This window comes from Streptococcus sp. SK140 (genome assembly GCF_000259525.1).
Classification (GTDB): domain Bacteria; phylum Bacillota; class Bacilli; order Lactobacillales; family Streptococcaceae; genus Streptococcus.
Window position 1 is genome coordinate 1 of the sequence record NZ_AJML01000033.1, and the last position, 2,046, is coordinate 2,046.

Sequence of the window (2,046 nt, forward strand, 5' to 3'; positions counted from 1 at the left end):
GTCATGATAATGATGGCGTCTTTAAAGCTAACAGTACGACCTTGACCATCCGTTAAACGACCATCGTCCAAGACTTGAAGGAACATATGCATAACATCTGGATGGGCTTTTTCAACTTCATCCAAGAGGATTAGTGAGTAGGGGTTACGACGAACTTTTTCAGTCAATTGACCTGCTTCATCATAGCCTACGTATCCTGGAGGGGCACCAACGAGTTTAGCCACGCTGTGTTTTTCCATGTATTCACTCATGTCAAAGCGAATCATGCTGTCAGCAGAACCAAAGAGTTCGATGGCCAGCTGTTTAGAAAGTTCTGTTTTACCGACACCGGTAGGACCAACAAAAAGGAAGCTACCGATTGGACGGTTTGGAGTACCGAGTCCAACACGGTTACGACGGATAGCCTTAGCGATCTTATCAACTGCATCATCTTGACCAATAACATGAGCCTTGAGGTCATCTGCTAGGTTGATGAGTTGAGATTGTTCTTTTTCTTTCAAATCACCAACTGGAATATTAGTTTTTTGTTCGATGATGTGTTCAATCGTCTTTTCGCTGATGATTGGGGTATCCTGATCCGTTACCTTGGTCTTTTGCATTTCCTTATATTTGGCAATCTGGTCACGGAAGTAGGCTGCTTTTTCAAAATCTTCATCGCGGGTTGCTTGTGCCTTGAGATTTTCTGCTTCGATTAAGCGTTGGTCGATGACCTTAGGATCTACAAAATTCAAGGTTAAGTTCATTTTTGAACCAGCTTCATCTAGAAGGTCAATGGCCTTGTCTGGCAAGAAACGATCTTGGATGTAGCGGTTAGAAAGGGTAGCGGCCGCTTCGATAGCGCCGTCAGTATAATGAACGTGGTGGTAATCTTCGTATTTCTTTTGGATACCTTTCAGGATAATAATGGTTTCTTCAACGGTTGGTTCATCAACTTTGACAGGTTGCATACGACGTTCAAGGGCAGCATCTTTTTCGATGATGCGATATTCATTGAGGGTAGTAGCACCAACCAGTTGGAGTTCGCCACGAGCAAGAGCTGGTTTTAGGATATTTCCTGCATCCATATTCCCTTCTCCTGCTGAACCAGCACCGACAATTTCATGAATTTCGTCAATGAAGAGAATAACATCCTCGCGCTCACGAATTTCTTCCATGAGTTTTTGCATGCGCTCTTCAAACTGACCTCGGATACCTGTTCCTTGAACAAGGCTAACGACATCTAAGCGGATGACTTCTTTGCCTTGAAGCTTATGGGGAACATCACCGTCAACAATTTTCTGAGCTAAACCTTCGACAACAGCTGTCTTACCAACACCGGGCTCACCGATGAGGACAGGGTTGTTTTTTGTTCTGCGGTTGAGGATTTCAATGACACGGATAATCTCTTCGTCACGGCCAATTACAGGGTCAATATTTCCACGACGGGCAATCTCAGTGACATTGATACCATATTCATCCAAGAGTCCTTTTTCCTGGATTGGTGGTGGGGTTTGGGCAGAACCACGATTTTGGGAACCATAACCCCCATTTCCACCGTATCCACCCCCTGACTGAGTTGGGGGGATATTGTTGTTATTAGAAGAAGGTCTAAAGTTGTTGAGATCGTTAAAGAAGTCTCCAAAGGGATCAAAATCACGGTTGTTTAAATCTGTAATGCCCTTGAACAAGCTATTGTTAGGATCTGTTTTGATAATTTTGTAGCAATTCTGGCAAAGGTCGATTTGCTTTTGTTGCCCATTGAGATTGGTATAAAGATGAATCGTTGAGTCATTGATTTTACAGTTTTGACAGAGCATACCGCCACCTCATTTCTTTCTTAGTCTTGACTAAATCTAAAAGGTCAAAAATAGTCAAACAAGTATATAATTTAATTATATCATGATTATTGGGCAATTCAAGTAAAAAGATTGGATACTAGCACTATAAATAGTAGAGCGCTAATCTGGAGAATATTTTGATAGCAAGAAAAAAATCCTATTTGTCATACAAAAAGGATTCTCGTTGGTGAAAGGCGGTGGGACAGAAATCGATAGACAAAGTCTCGAT

Annotated in this window: 1 protein-coding gene; it reads right to left on the reverse strand. The window is 42.1% G+C overall.

What is annotated here, in order from left to right:
• Positions 1-1,796 (reverse strand): ATP-dependent Clp protease ATP-binding subunit (locus HMPREF1116_RS09190; RefSeq protein WP_000882541.1); only part of this gene is annotated, 1,796 nt, incomplete at its 3' end.
• Between the last annotated feature and the right edge of the window lie 250 nt (positions 1,797-2,046).